This window comes from Rhodococcus sp. WY5, from assembly GCF_018588185.1.
Lineage (GTDB): Bacteria > Actinomycetota > Actinomycetes > Mycobacteriales > Mycobacteriaceae > Rhodococcus_F > Rhodococcus_F qingshengii.
The window spans coordinates 1931201-1945662 of the sequence record NZ_JAAMPR010000001.1 but is presented as its reverse complement, the minus strand read 5'-3'; the positions used below and the strand labels follow the sequence as shown (position 1 = coordinate 1945662).

The 14462-nt window shown below is 61.2% G+C and carries 11 protein-coding genes; 2 read left to right on the top strand and 9 right to left on the bottom strand.

Translation table 11 applies throughout. From position 1 onward, the window contains the following. Positions 1-6 precede the first annotated feature (6 nt). The gene (locus G4D79_RS08955) at positions 7-1020 is read right to left on the bottom strand and encodes an AraC family transcriptional regulator (protein WP_099698376.1); all 1014 of its coding nucleotides are present in this window, start codon (positions 1018-1020) and stop codon (positions 7-9) included. A gap of 69 nt (positions 1021-1089) precedes the next feature. Between G4D79_RS08955 and G4D79_RS08950 the strand changes: the two genes are divergently transcribed. Then, a complete protein-coding gene (locus tag G4D79_RS08950; RefSeq protein WP_214514234.1) occupies positions 1090-2325 on the top strand; it encodes an MFS transporter in 1236 nt (411 codons plus the stop codon). Positions 2326-2412: 87 nt separating this feature from the next. Here the strand turns inward: G4D79_RS08950 and G4D79_RS08945 are convergent, their stop codons facing one another. The 8 genes from G4D79_RS08945 to G4D79_RS08910 form a co-directional block, all read right to left on the bottom strand. Beyond that, positions 2413-3789: an amidase gene (locus G4D79_RS08945; protein WP_099698378.1), complete on the bottom strand. Its 1377-nt coding sequence runs from the start codon at positions 3787-3789 to the stop codon at positions 2413-2415. Continuing rightward, positions 3786-5039 carry a DUF1116 domain-containing protein gene (locus G4D79_RS08940; RefSeq protein ID WP_180279647.1) on the bottom strand — a complete coding sequence of 418 codons (1254 nt, stop codon included), beginning with the start codon at positions 5037-5039 and terminating at the stop codon, positions 3786-3788. Before G4D79_RS08940 ends, G4D79_RS08945 begins: the two co-directional genes overlap by 4 nt. Positions 5040-5071: 32 nt before the next feature. After that, entirely contained in the window at positions 5072-5959 is an 888-nt protein-coding gene (locus tag G4D79_RS08935) for an alpha/beta fold hydrolase (protein WP_099698380.1), read from the bottom strand. Between the two features lie 42 nt (positions 5960-6001). Continuing rightward, positions 6002-7552, bottom strand: a complete 1551-nt coding sequence (locus G4D79_RS08930) for a sodium:solute symporter (RefSeq protein ID WP_180279648.1) — start codon at positions 7550-7552, stop codon at positions 6002-6004. Continuing rightward, the gene (locus G4D79_RS08925; RefSeq protein ID WP_047271996.1) at positions 7552-7791 is read right to left on the bottom strand and encodes a hypothetical protein; all 240 of its coding nucleotides are present in this window, start codon (positions 7789-7791) and stop codon (positions 7552-7554) included. Before G4D79_RS08925 ends, G4D79_RS08930 begins: the two co-directional genes overlap by 1 nt. A 375-nt stretch (positions 7792-8166) precedes the next feature. Beyond that, positions 8167-9171 carry a LuxR C-terminal-related transcriptional regulator gene (locus G4D79_RS08920; RefSeq protein WP_047271994.1) on the bottom strand — a complete coding sequence of 335 codons (1005 nt, stop codon included), beginning with the start codon at positions 9169-9171 and terminating at the stop codon, positions 8167-8169. Between the two features lie 517 nt (positions 9172-9688). Further along, on the bottom strand, positions 9689-10714 hold the full coding sequence (locus G4D79_RS08915; RefSeq protein ID WP_054827031.1) for a hypothetical protein: 1026 nt from the start codon (positions 10712-10714) through the stop codon (positions 9689-9691). A gap of 106 nt (positions 10715-10820) precedes the next feature. After that, a complete protein-coding gene (locus tag G4D79_RS08910; protein ID WP_134929656.1) occupies positions 10821-12149 on the bottom strand; it encodes a hypothetical protein in 1329 nt (442 codons plus the stop codon). A gap of 350 nt (positions 12150-12499) precedes the next feature. Here G4D79_RS08910 and G4D79_RS08905 point away from each other — a divergent pair, with 350 nt between their 5' ends. After that, positions 12500-14455: an AarF/ABC1/UbiB kinase family protein gene (locus tag G4D79_RS08905; protein WP_223304585.1), complete on the top strand. Its 1956-nt coding sequence runs from the start codon at positions 12500-12502 to the stop codon at positions 14453-14455. Positions 14456-14462 lie beyond the last annotated feature (7 nt).

The following is a 14462-nucleotide window of genomic DNA, read 5'->3' as shown; positions in this document are numbered from 1 at the left end:
GAAGCGTCACGCAACGAACTGTATGGGCGAGGTAGCTCTGCGTGCGCTGGGAGGTTGCCCGGTAACGCGTTTGAAAGCGCGGCTGAACGCAGCTTGAGAGGTGTAACCAAGATTTCGAGCCATGGCTTCCACCGACATCGTGTCCTGGGCCAGCCACTGGCTGGCAAGAAGCATTCTCAGTTCCGTCGCGTACCGCAGAGGCGGTACGCCGATCATCGCATGGAAGCGCTCCGCGAACACCGATCGGGAAACATGGCACTGCGATGCCAATTCCGCTACCGTCCAATGATGTCCGGGATCCCGGTGGACAGCCAAGATGGCTCCCGCCAGTCGCGGATCGCGCAGCGCCGCCACCAGTCCAGAGGCATTGTCGCAGCCACATTCAACCCACCCTCGCACGATCATCGCAGCCACGACTTCGGCGAGACGCGCTGAAACACCAGCAAAACCGACACGCGCCGAACAGGTCTCACGCCTCATCGCAGCAAGGATCGGTAAAAGTCCGGGATATCGCTCCCCCTGGGCGTCGGCGATCATGATCTCGGGCATGATACGACTCAGGCCTTGCATCCCGCCGAGATCGAATTCCATGTAACCGGTGAACAATACGGCGCTGGGAGACAGGTCGGCGGCGAGGCCGACGTTCACGTCCCCCACCGCATCGCCGAGGGGTTCGGAGTCGTAGCTGTCGATGCCCTGAACCACTACGCCCGGCCCGGACAGCCACTGATGGGGTCGACCGTGCGGGATGAACACAGCGTTGCCCGCTGACAGTTCGTGGACGGTGCCGTTCTCGGCACGCAGAAACGCGTGACCGACTGCGAGGAAGTGGAAATAGGCACGGCCCGGTTTCGCATCGAAGCCGATGCCGAATCGCGGACCGGCATGGACGCGACGGTACTGCACTCCACGCAACCGCATACTCGTCAACAGTTCGCTGATGAGGTCGGAGGACGAGGCGAACGTCCCGGCAGCCGACTCGGCCGGACTCTTGATCAAAACGGCCGGATCCTCGGTCATAGATCATCCTGAAAGTCGTATCTAGTGTTGACTCAAAGCCTTTCATGCGATCCAGGAGAAGTACAGCCGTTGTCCAGTGATGTGTGCAGCACCGCGCCCGATACCCGACCCGTCCGAGCAGCCGCATTTGTCGACCCGCCACCGCTGCCGGTAACACCGAAGTGGATGGCGGTGATGTCACTGGCTCTGGGCGTATTCGGACTGCTTACGGCCGAGTATCTTCCGGCTAGTCTGTTGACTCCGATTGCCGATGATTTGGGCGTGCCGGAAGCACTGGTGGGCCAAGCAGTCACCGTCACGGCTGGAGCAGCAATCCTCTCTGGACTACTGACGGCAAGCCTGACACGACGGATGGACCGGCGGATTGTTCTGCTCAGCTTCACTGTGCTGATGATCGCGTCGAACTCGCTCGTGGCCCTGGCCCCGAACATGTTGGTGCTGTTGGCGATGCGGATCCTGCTCGGTATTGCGTTAGGTGGTTTCTGGAGCATGGCGGCTGCCACGGCGATGCGCCTGGTACCGGAATCGTCGGTACCTCGCGCTGTATCAATCATTTTCAGCGGTATCGCCGTGGCAACCATCGTGGCCGTGCCGCTCGGTAGTTACCTCGGTGAACTGTCCGGTTGGCGCAGTGCCTTTTGGGTCACCGCGGCCCTCGGGGTCGTGACGCTTGCCTTCCAACTGTTCGCGTTGCCCCCGATGGCACCGCGGCACGAGGCACGGTTGAGAACTTTGTGGTCGGTGTTGGTACATCCACGCTTCGGGATCGGCATCGTCGGCATGTTGCTCGTCCATATCGGGCACTATGCACTGTTCACCTACATTCGACCGGCGCTCGAAACCATGGTCGATGTCGGCGCCTCCACCTTGACTGTTCTATTGTTCGCCTTCGGAGTGGCGAACTTGGCAGGCACACTTGTCGCCGGATGGCTCCTCCAACTCAGCCTGCGTCTGGCATTGGCGCTGATGCCCTTACTGATCGGGACAGCTGCTCTAGGTCTGGCACTGGTGCCTGCAACTCAGAGCGTAAGCGCAGCCTTGGTGGTGTTGTGGGGCTTGGCATTCGGCGGAGTTTCGGTGGCGTGGTCGACGTGGGCGACCAGGACCGTGCCCGACAAGGCGGAAAGTGCAGGCGGGATCGTGGTGGTCGGTGTCCAGTCCGGAATCGCTGCAGGTGCCGCAGCAGGCGGTGCGATGTTCGGAGCCGGGGGTGCCATGGCGGTGTTTTCGGTTTTCGGAGTCGTGCTGATTGCGTCAGCATTGTTCATCACATTGTCCGTGAAGAACCCCGATCACCTTGCGTGACACCGGTTACCTGCATACGGCGGCAGACTGGGACTACGAATCAGCGAGGTCAGCTGATCGGTGCGCGAGCAGCGTGATCTGGCCCGCTCAACTCTCGAACAGCTTCCGCGCCTCGAGCTTCGCCGCGAACGACAGAAGACCAGCCTCGGTGTGTGAGCGTCCGACGAGCTGTACACCCACAGGCAAACCGTCGACGTCGGCTGCTGGAATGGACACTGCGGGCAGTCCGATGAGACTCCACGGCGCGGTGAGTGAGAGCAGACCACTTGGAACGTCGACCGGCTGATCCTCGACACTCACCCGACGGCTGAACAGCGGCGGTGCCGAAAAGGGAATCGTAGGCAGCGCAATGAAATCGACCGCACTGAGTAGCTGAGCAACACCTGCACGGAACTGTTCACGAATTGCGATCGCCTGCAAGAACTGCGAATCGGTGTACGTGCCGCCCATCTCGAGACGCTCACGCACCTCTGTGTCGTAGAGATCGGTTGCGAGACTGAGCCTTTCGGCGTGGACCGCGTGAGCTTCACGCCCTTGGATGACACGATAGGAGAAGCGAAGTGCCTCCGCGCCGTGGATATCTATTTCGTCGGCGAGAAATGGTGCGACCAGATCGCGGGCAGAACGGGCAATCGATGGTTGAGTGGCATGAATTGATCTCGGCGATATCCAGCGAACGCGCACACCGGCGACGGAAGTGCCCTCGGCCGGTGGTGAGAAATCGTCGATCAACGCCGACAGTACGACGTGTGCATCAGCCGCACAGCGAGCCAGAACGCCCACAGTGTCCATCGAACTGGCCAGAGGAAGTACTCCGTGCGTGCTGATCGCCCCTTGTGTGGGGCGAACACCGACGACGCCGCAGCATGCTGCGGGGATTCGCACGGAACCACCGGTATCGGTGCCGAGTGCGACTGGAACGATGCCGGCAGCGACGGCGGCCGCCGAACCGCTACTAGACCCTCCGGACATGTGCCCCAATGCATGTGGGTTACGAGTGGGTCCAGTAGCAGCACGATCCCCCGTCGGACCGTTCGCGAATTCATGCGTCGTCGTCTTCCCGATCACTATCGCACCTGCGCGTCTGAGCCGCTCGACGCAATCTGCATCGCGAGCGGCGATCCGATTCACGAAATGACGCGAACTGGCGGTCGTCGGGAGACCTCGTACATCGATCATGTCCTTCACCGCTATCGGCACCCCGTGCAGCGGACCCCGGTCAGCACCTGCGGCCAATTCTCGATCGGCGGCGGCTGCGGCCGCACGAGCTCCGGCCACGTCGATGGTGACGAACGCGTTGATTGTCGATTGCGAGCTCTCGGCCTCCTCGATGGCAATCCCGATCAAGTCCGCTGACGTGACCCGACGAGCCCGAAGGTCCGCAGCCAGGTCCGTGATGGTTCTTCGGCTGAAGTAGCCGCCAGTCGCGGAGCCATGGACGGCCGAAGGGGGATTCTCCGTCATGCCGCCGACACGGTGAGCGCCGCGATGGCCTCGCGGAAGGGTTCGATCGGGGCGATGAGCAGACCGGCGCCCGCGTGTCCGCCCTCACGCAGGGCGGCACCCATGTGGATATGTGGAGTGATCGCGGTGGAAACCACACGTGCCGCGTCGATTCCGAACGGAACGCCACGAAACCCTAGATACGGAATCTTCCACCGGGGGTGCTCAGTGTGAGTAATGCCGTACATTGTCTCCGTCGTTTCGACCATGTTCTGAGCCGATCCGCCGCTGTAATCCTGAAGCGAAAAAGCAGCCGCCGCCGAGAGGCCGCCGAGTCCCACCGTCTCGGTGATCAGGCTCTCCCCGCCCATGTACGCAGTATCCTCAGCGGTGATCCCGTCGAAATATTTCGCCTGCAACGTGGGAATCGGCGCGCGAAACCATCGCTGGCCGGTGCCAGCTGTACGAATCGCGAACTCCTTCCCGCTCAACGCCATAGCGGTGACGATGCTGCTGTGCGGTGTATTGCTGGCGGTTGTCGCGATGCTCTTACCCGTCGCCATGGCGACATGGAGAAAGAACAGGTCGTTCCGACTGAGGAAGTTCAGAACGTCGCGGGTTGCTGCAGTGAAGCCGTTGGCCTCGAGAACAGACTCGTAGATCTGTTCGAAGAACACCGCTGTTGCCGCTGTATTACGGCTGTGCAAGTCATCGCCCATACCGAGGGCACGCCGAATGATCGGACTGGTGTGTAGACCGCCAGTGCGCCGTAGTGCCGCTGAGAGAGCTGGGCCGAGCACGTCCTTGATCCAGGTCAATTGTTGGTGTACGGCCTCGTTCCATACCCCGTAGGTGAGGCGTTCGCGGGCACTTCCCTCGTAGAGAACGCAGTGTCCGCGTGAACCCGACATCGAATCTTCGACAACGAGGACAGGCATCGACGCCGTCGTCACCCCGGTCAGCGAGCCTACGCTCCCGTAGTCATGGCACGGCCGGACGAGGATGTCTCCCGCATGCAGGAGAGCGTCGGCCTCTTCCACCGAGTTCGCGAGCCCCTCGAAGAGTGCTGCTCCCAGTATTGCTCGGCGCTGGCCTCCTTCGTATGCAGGCCAGGGCAACGGGGCCCCCGAGGTGAGGATGGTGTGGCGGGTCATGCCGGGGAGCGCATCGAGTGCCGGGGTGACGTCGATCAAGACGGGGTCTGCTTGCAGCATCGCATTCACTGCGACCGCATTTGCATGAATTCGCCTGTCCGACAATATGTCTTGCATAGCTTCTTCCTTTTGCTCGAGCTGTGTGTCGGTCATGCCCACCGACCAAGGAAATCGATCACAGCAGCATTGACTTCAGCGGGTTTGGACGCACTCAGGAAGTGATGCCCGTTCGGGATCGTCTCGAGGCGCACTTCTGCCGCACGGGTGAACAGTTTGATTTCGTCCTCGGCGTTGGCCACTGAATAAACCTGGTCTGCCGTGCCGTGGAGCCACAGAACCGGCTGCGTCACTTCGTCCAATCGCCCGAACAAGCCGTCGCGATCACGGAGATTGATCGTGGCGAGCCGCAGTCGGTGCCGGCCCGCGTCGCCGGAATAGTTCGTGCGGTAGATCTCGAGCCACCTCACTCGGTCTTCCGGGCTCAAGCCTCCCAGCGCAGCGTCGAAGGTGGCATCGACGAAATCATCGGGAACAACCCAGTCGTCGTCGACCGGCTCGCCGAAGGCCTCGATGTAGGGGGTGCAGAATCCCGGCCCGTCCCAGCACCCGAGGTCACGACTGCGTTGACTCTCGACGTCCAGCGAGGTACCCAACGGAATCAGGCCTTTGACTACCTCTGGTGCCAGCAAGCCCATCCGAGTGGCAATCCACCCCCCTTGCGAAGTCCCCAAGACGAATGCGTTCGGAATGTCCAGTGCCGCAAGCGCCTGCAGATTCGCAACTGCGCTGTCCCAGTAGGTAAAATGCTTGTATGTCGAACGGGTTCGACCATGACCGTACGGCTCGAGCGCCAGCAGGTTGGCCCTGCCGGTCAGCGCAGTATCCGCGAACTGGTCGCGGTACAACTCCGCAGAGGTGGTGTACGAGTTGATCATGACCAGGGTCGGCAATTCGGGGTTGTAAGGTCGCCCGAACGTGGCCCCTATGACCGAGCCGCCGAGGTGGGGGATGGTGATGGTTTGATCAAACGTGCTCATGAACTCAATTCCTCTTCTTTGTGGGAAAGTCCCGAGATCGGGTCACGGTAAAGGTGCGGGCGCTACCTGGCCGGCACTCGGCACGGGTGTTGTCTGGCCGGGGCTGCGGGACGGCTCTCGGGCCGACTCGAAGAGCTGATCAACTCGTTCCAACTCTTCCCGGTCACTGGCTCGAAGGAGACTGACCGCGACGAAGACGACAAGATTGGCTACGAGGCCGACCAGCCCGGAACCTAACCCCTCAAGCCACGGCACTGCCCCGCCTTGGTCCATGTACGGAACCGTCAGCGCCAGAGCGATTACCGCACCGACGAGCAGCCCGGCGATTGCGCCGTCCCTGTTACCTTTGCGCCACATGAGTCCACCGAAGATCGGTACGGCAAGTTGGATGATGGCTTGATACGCCAACTGCGTGACGCCGGCCAATTTGGGTGAATCGTAGATGCGGTACGCGATGATCGCGGCAACCATTGCGGTAACTGCCATCGCAGCCTTGGCGAGGTAGAGCTCCTGCTTGTCCCGCAGTGGGTGAACGACAGCAACGATGTCGTTTGCAACTTGAGTGCCGATCGCTTGGGTGACCCCGTCGACGAAACCCATTCCCGCCGCGAAAACTATGACAAGCGCGATCGCCAACAACCAGGTACCACCGGCGTCCTGCGCGATCGCGAAGAACGACGATACTGGATTGGCGGCCGCGAAAGGAATCGGCGCCGCGCACAGCGCGACAAACATGAGTAGAACGCAGAACACGAAGCCGATTGCCATTGTTTGCAGCGAGCCCTTTTTCACTTCACGCACGCTGGCCGCAGTGTAGATTCGCGTGAATATCATAGGCCAGCAAAGACTTCCAATGATTCCGGCGGCCACGATGCCGAAGTAGTAGAGTCCGCCTTCATCGGATCCGAAGCCGGGCAGGCTCAGTTGAGCGTCGGTAAGCTTGCTCATGTTCGAGATGCCACCGAAGTAGAAGAACAACAGGCCCAGGCACAAAATGGCCGATCCGATGTAGGCAACAATCCCCTGGACCATATCGGTGAGGATGAGACCCCTCATACCCATCTGGACGGTCCAGAACTGACGCACGACCAATACTGCAATCCCGATCAGGATGGAGTCGGCGTCAGAGAGTTTACCCAGCGATGCCCACTGAACTACCGCGCCCATTGCAATGAGCCCGAGAACGAGCCAGGGCACGAGGGCGACGACACTGATGGCGCTTCCGATCAATTTCAGGCCGCGGCTGTTGTACCGCAGGTCCAGTAGATCCGCCTGGGTCCGCAGGTCGAACTTCTTACCCCACTTCCATACTGGCCGGGCGATGAAATACATCGCGAGAACACCAAGGACGGAGTAGACGAGAAAGTACAACCCGATCACGCCACTAGCAACGGTCAGACCGAAAACCGCGGTAAAAGTCGAACCGGGCCACCATGAATTCGTGTACGCCATCGACACGAACCAGCTCGAAAACGAGCGCTCGCCGACGGCGTAGTTGCTGAACGTCGCGACGCTTTGCCGGTTCTTGGAGATGTGAAGGACAATAACGATGACCACGAAGAAGACGCCTAAGGCGCCAAAAGTGACGATCATCAGTCCACCGCTCCCTGACGACACTCGGTGACCCAGAGGCCGGTGACTGCTGCGATCGCAGCTGCGGACACGAGTATCAGGTACCAGACCGAAATCGGTACGCCGATGACCAGACCGTGCTGGTGGGACATTGCGATGTACAAAGGTGGCCAGAGCGCGATCATATTGATCAGCGCGAATAGTGCGCCGAAGGCGATGTTCCTCGCTGGGGAACGACTGAATAAGCCAGTGCGTTTCATTGGTACTCTTTTCGTCTCTGCAGGCCGTCAACAGGGCCGGCTGGGCGGCGTATAGCCAGATGAAAAGCGTATGAACAATCACATTCCTCGACCATCGGTCAGTTGACGTATTTTCCGCATACCTCCGGTCGGACATCGCATGCGGACACAACAAACCGAACGGGCGAAATGTACTGGGGCATCGAGAATTTCATAACCGGAACTGAACGGGCGAGAATCCGCCACTAAAGATGCGGCTGCTGCATCATCAACGGAGATACATCTTCCCTCACAACGCCTTTGGCGCTACCGTAGGGCTTTGGTTTACGCCCGTTCCGGCTACCCCGACTCGCTGGTCGTTGCGGTCACCCTGCCCGACGGTTGCACTCCGGGTCCTCACATCTCGCTCGCGAGCAACAGTCCTGCTTCCACAGCAAGCGCGGCGAGCTGCACCCGAGATTGGCTCCCAAGTTTGACGAGAAGATGCTCGACGTGGGTCGAAACGGTTCTAGGACTGATGAACAGCTTCTTCGCGATCTGGGGATTGGAATAGCCTCGGGTGACCCAGTGAAGAATCTGCACTTCCCGGCAGCTCAACCCGAACGGCCACGGAATCCGACGTTCAACAACCACGAGGGACGTTCCGGGACCCGCCGACAACTCGATCCGATGGCACGAACCATCCGACTCGGCCCACAAGTACTGCGCAGGTCGGCCAGCCCAATCCCGGATCGCTGACGCCAACCACCTGCGCGCAGACTCTCCAAGAACCGGACCCGCCGTATGACCGGGCAGCTCCGAAATTGCGCCTGTATCGGTGACGATGGCGGCGTGCGCTGCCACCCCAGCCCGTTGCACGGCACCATGAGCGCTCCGGAAGAGATCACAGACGTCAGCGAGTACAGGACGGAACCTCTCGATCACGCGAAGTGCCTCGTTACTGGCGTCTTTGGGGCGCGCCCAACTCACGTGCAGAGCACCGGTATATCGCCCACCAGGCAACCTCAGACACATGGTCGCCCCCTCCTTGAACCCAGCGGGAATCAAGAATCCCTCGGCTGACTGAGTCTGCGCGAACGGAATGTGCCAATCCCTCTGCAAGTCCAGCCAACGAAGGGCGTGCGGAACCTGGGTATGCAACAAATGAAAGCCCGGATTCCCATCGACGAACGCATCGTTCATATGTTCGTCGAGCTCCCGCGTATAGCCTTCGCTCGCCAACGTGACGTGCCTATGACTTCCTGAACCCGCATCCCATGCCGTCAATGCGTATCCATCCCATGGAATCGAATCACGCAGGACTCTCATTGCAGCAGAAGCGCGCACGTGGACATCGGATAGTTCGACGAAACGGCCATCGTCCGGCGGGATCATGGCCGGAAGCAAAGCGTGGATCTGCATACGATACTCCTGGATCCGACTCCCCCAAGTACGTATAGGCTCTCATTGTCTCGCCAGTCAGGCAACATCGGGGAACGAGAGGGAAACCGGCGGCAGAGCCACACGCAGTGGTCGAAAAGTGGCTGGGTTTACGCCCACCCGGCGATCGGCTCGACCAAGCTGGGGTCGCTGTCCCCGGCATTTTTGGCGGCAGTCGAGACTTCGCAAAGCTCAGATGCGGCACCCGCAATCGAACTGTCACTGGCGGCAACCGCTGACAAACAGTGCGCGCAGATTGGCTGCAAGTTGACCACCAATGGTGAATCGGCAATCGTTCGGGCAGCGATCAAGGGTATACCGTTCGGCACCATCACAATTCACACTGAATCAGGGCCGATCCACACCGAATCGTTGTCGAACACCGGGACCGGCGGAGGTGCGTTCGTCGCCGCGGTGGGCAGTGCAGCAAGTTTCCGGCCATGTTCGATGACGCTGCCAGATGCCCGTTCTCCTTGAAGAGTGCCTATCGCCCTCAGTCTCAGTCGCCGTTCGAACCGCCGAATACAAGTTCAGGCGTGCCCACTACCGATAGGCCGGGGTGTAGTTGCTGCTGTAGGGACTCGATCCCGGCGGTGTCGAGTGTTCCGTGGTGAATCTGGCAGACCCAGTCGAAATCTTCTGTAGACCAGGCGATCTGATATCCGTAAGTCTTGGTTTTCCACGGCTGGTTCGATCGTGGCCTCCGGGCGATCCATCCCGCTTTATCACCGAGTTCTGCGGCGAATGCGCCGGTTTCGGGTTCGATCGAGTGAACGAAGCGTGGGGTCAGGTCCGTCAGCATGGGCACCCTGATGGGTTCGGCGGCGATCTCCTCATGAAACCAGCTCATCGACTCCTGCGCCGGCGTTACTGGTGGCCCGCCGCGACCGGTGAGGCTCCTCGATTCTGCATCGGTGGTGACCGGACCGTCCCAGGTGAACAGGGAGAGTTCGAGGTGCTCCCCCACTCTGAGGTCGGTGTATGCGGCGCCGTCGATACCGTCGCCGGAGTGTTGGGCAAGTACCGCACCGGTTTCGGCGTCGACGACAAGCCGCAGCGACGGCTTCGGCAGATTCCGGCTCTCGCGTGGGGCGAGATCCACCGACCAGCATCGACGGCCGAGGAACTCGACGTCTGTCACCGGCCCTGTCGGGCGTGAATGATCGTTGCCGACCCAATGCTCAACGCGCGGGGTGATCGCAAGGTATCGGCCCGCGCCGGGCGAGTGCACGTGATGGAGTTCGGTGCAGCGCGGTTGGTCTGGGTCGGCGGTGAAGTCCCAAGCGGTGGTGCCGTCGCTGACGAACATCACCTGCCCGTCGAGTGACTCGATCCTCGATCGGCGCCCCCACCGATACAGATGCACGCCGGGGAGGCGAACGGGAAGAAACACAGGTTCTTCACCGTAGCTGCCGAAGTAATAGTGAAACGGTTCGTCGGAATTGCGGTACGGGACCACGACCCCGTGGACCGGTTGCCGCGGTCCGTCGGCCAAGGTCACCAACATCTGCACCCATTCGGTCATCACTGCCTCCGTTATGCATTCGGGTATCGGTCGTCTGCGGCCTAGGTCAACGCGCCTCCCACTGGTTTCGGTGAGCTTTCCGGCCCGATCGCCTGCGCCGCTCAGCTCAGACATGCAGGACTCCCGCGATCGCTTCGGAAGCCGCGGGGTAGGCGCGGGTGTCGGCTTGTTCCCTCAACTCTGCCGAGGCGTAGGACAGGAGATTGTCGAGACGAACACCAAGCTCGTCGTACAGATTCAGCCGAGCTGTCAACATCAGTCCCGGGTAGTCACGATGCCGGAATCGGACATGGATCCGGCCGCTCGGCCAGTGGCCGACGTACGTGGCGCTCACCTGATCGACTTTGTCCGAGAACCGCATTCGGTCGAGACCGCGCAGGCAGTACTGCACGTACCCGTGATGATCGAGTGGCTCAGGCCCGACAGGCCAGCACCGATCGGTGATGTCGATGCCGCCGGTGATCAGCGAATGGATGCCGCCATCGACCCCGGTGGAAAGTACCGACCGACCGCCGGCAGGACGGGTAGCGGTCCTCGCGACCAACCACAGCCTCCTGGCCCCTGCGACCCCGTGGGCGACATCCATCCCGGGCAGCATCAAAGTCGTCACCGGCGACGGAACCTCACCACGGTAGGCCCGTACAGTTGTGGCGCCACGCGCAATGGGGTCTTTGCCCCAGTACCAGCGCACGTTGCCATCGAATGCGCGCTTGCGGCGATGGTTTTCGTTGTACGACACATCCGCATACTCGCTGGCGTACCCGACCTGCCGATTTTCCGCGCACAGGTAGGTGTTGCGGTCGATGCGCAGCGGGGCCGGATCATGCAGAGGTATCTGCAATACCGATGAGCTGTAACGCAACTCGAACCCGGCCCGCTTTCCTCCCGTGCCGTCCACGCGCGGCACCCGTTCCCACGGATCGTGCTCGACACCGAGATAGAGCGAGGATTCGTCGAACTCGGCCGACACGATCGCCGCGGCATCCACTTCGACCAGACGCATCCCACCACCCGGCTTGCTCACCAGCAGCGCCGGTTTGCGCCTCAGCGTCCGTGGCGGAATATCCGGCGAGGGTGAGATGTCGTTGTGCCTGCGTGTAGTCGTCATACACCAGGCGCCGGCGCGTCCCGCGCCGATCAGATGGTGCCCTTCGGTGTATTCGGACCGGTCGATGCCGTCGGTACCGACGTGAACCAAAGGGCCGTCGCGGTGATTCTGTATCCACAAACCGGACTCGTCGGCAGAGATCTGTGCTGGGCCGAATCCCGGAGGGGTCGGAGGAAGATCGGTCCACGCCACCAACCCCGCCAACGATTCTGTGTGCGGATCAATCAGTGCCGCAACGGGTTGACGCTCGTCGACCACCCACAGGTGAGCAGCGGCGAAGAAGACATATCGAGGGCGCAGGAACCTACGCCGGAGGTGGGCGCTCATGCGCCTTTCTGCAGAGTCATGACATCGACGGTACCAGCGAAACCGCATCGTGTACCGCAACGGTCGCCCGACTGGTTCGATTTCAGGGCTGCCGATCGCGCAACTCCTCGACGATAATCCACTGCGATCGAGGGTTGAGCGCACCGTGCGCTGTGATTGTTTCTTTGCTGCGGTGCACTATCTTCTTTTTGGACGTTCGATCAGGACGGGTCGACATCGGAGCGAATGAACTCCAAAGTGCCCGAGCACGTTCGACGCTTGGGCACTGTCGGACTTTGTTACCCGTCAGTCGGGGTGGGCTCAGGGTTTTCCTGGATGAATCGCAGATTGCAAACCCGTACGCTATCGCAATGGACTTGATGGTCTGGATCGTCACGACGCCATTTCTTGCAGCAGCACTGGCGGGCGTGATGCGACGAACGCTGGGGACGAGAGTCGGATGGCCGCGAACCCTTGCGGTCGCGGTGATAGCACTCTCGGTGGGGGTTCCACTGTCGGGATACGTCGCAACACTTGCAGGAATTGCCAGCCAGGACGATCAACTTCTGGTGAGCGTAGGAACAGCGCTCATATTCTTCGGAGTTGTCGCGCTCTGGGTGTTCGCAGCATGCCTGGCCGCATTGGTTTTCCTCGAAGTTGTCCTTCCAACAGGATCCATCCCCGGACCGCCAGAAGCATTGCAGCGCAGCCGAAAATCGTGGCGCCGAACCAAGCGATACGTCCAGATCATGGGCATCGTCGTGCGAGCGGGAGGCGGGCCCGCTCTCCGTGCTGGGCCATCAGCGCCTCAGTTCGGGGACGCGCTAGTGGAAGTAATCAACCGGTGCGGTGTCACTTTCGTCAAGTTGGGACAGATCCTCGGCACGCGAGACGACCTCATACCACCCGAGTTGGCTCGCACTCTCTCGTCTCTGCAAAGTTCGGCACGACCGGCTGATCCAGTCCGCATTGCGGAGCTACTGGCATCGGAACTCGGCGACGCACCAGAGTCGGTGTTCGCATGGTTCGATGTGGAGCCGTTCGCCGCCGCCTCTGTCGCACAGGTACATTCCGCGCGCACCGTTGAAGGCGTCGACGTTGTGGTGAAGGTTCAACGGCCCGAGGCGAGCGCACAAGTGAGCGTGGATTGCGATATCTTCCTTCGCGTGTCATCCCGCGCGGAGACCCGTTTTCCCTGGGCACGCGATATCGGCGTTCACCGACTCGCCGGGGGCCTCGTCACGTCACTGCTCGAGGAACTCGACTACCGCACCGAAGCAGCGAATACCGGCGCGATTGCTTCCACCATGTCGAACCGCCCGGATATCGTCGTTCCGCACATCTACCCCAACCTCAGTAGCGGACGGGTGCTCGTGATGGAACGTCTTCACGGCACACCGCTCTCCGACGGTGAGTCGGCGCTCACCGGCCTCGACCGCGACACCCGCAGCAGCATCGCCAACGAACTTCTTGCGTCGTTGCTCGACGGGATCTTTGTCCACGGCGTGTTTCACGCGGACCTGCACCCCGGCAACATCATGATCCTCGATGACGGCCGGGTCGGGCTCCTCGACTTCGGCGCAGTAGGGGTTCTGGACGGCGAGACACGGATCTTGTTCGCCGTGCTCCTCAACGCTGCCCTCGCAGGTGATCCGGTGGCGACAGTCGACGCGATGCTGATGGCATTCGACGTGCCGCCCGAAGTTGATCGCGGAGCACTACGTCACCAGGTGGGCCGAGAGATCACCCTGCTCAGTGTCCAACCCAATGTTTCCATGGCATCGTTCGCGCGAATGTTCACTGTGCTTCGCGAACACCGAATCGGAGTGCCGGGAGACGTCGCCGCCGCTTTCCGTTCGCTCGCGTCCTTGGAGCGCGCCCTGCGGCTCCTGGATCCGCAGATCGACCTCGTCGCTGCTGTTCGGGCCGAAGTACCCCGACTGTTGACCCATGTCGCCAGCCCGACTGCAGCCGCGCAGGCAATCCTGTCGACGACGGCGGTCACAACCGCGGTGGTCCGGCGCCTGCCTGGTCAGCTCGATCAGATCGCGACCTCGATCGCGTCGGGAAGCTTCACACTTCGCACTCGCTCGGTCGCACACCCCGACGACAGGCGATGGTTACGACGGTCGGCGAACAACGCCCTGGGTATGGCGGCGGGAGTGACCGCGCTGATTGTCGCGGCGATCCTTCTGTTCGTACCTGGCGGACCACAACTCACACCTCAGTTGTCGGGCTATGCACTCGCGAGTGCGGTACTGGGCTTCGTCGGCGTCGTTCTGTGCATGCGGACCGTGTTCCGTTTGTTCACACTCGACAACCGGTAACCAGTAA